1 protein-coding gene is annotated in these 248 nt (G+C 69.0%); it reads right to left on the bottom strand.

From position 1 onward, the window contains the following. Positions 1-248: VTC domain-containing protein (locus NVV99_RS26705; RefSeq protein ID WP_260783326.1), on the bottom strand; the 248-nt coding region annotated here is incomplete at both ends.

Raw genomic sequence — 248 nt, 5'->3', positions numbered from 1 at the left:
TAGGGCACCCGCTCGTTGGCCTTGAGCTCTACGACGGCCAGCTGCGGCGGGATGATGAAGCGGTTCTCTGCGCCGGACGCGACGTGGAAGTCGCGGTCGCGGCCGTGCACCTTGTGGTCGATCGTCACGCGCAGGCCGAGGTCGGCGTCGCGTCCGCCGAACGCCTCGCGCAGATAGCCGGTGGTCACGATCGGTCGCAGATCCAGATTCCCCCCGAGACCGGAGACCTCGTCGACGAACGGCCGCTG

The sequence above is a fragment of the Rhodococcus sp. PAE-6 genome (assembly GCF_025290685.1).
GTDB lineage: Bacteria > Actinomycetota > Actinomycetes > Mycobacteriales > Mycobacteriaceae > Rhodococcus > Rhodococcus pyridinivorans.
Note: the sequence above shows the minus strand (reverse complement) of the source record. Positions and strands in the feature narration are given on the sequence as shown.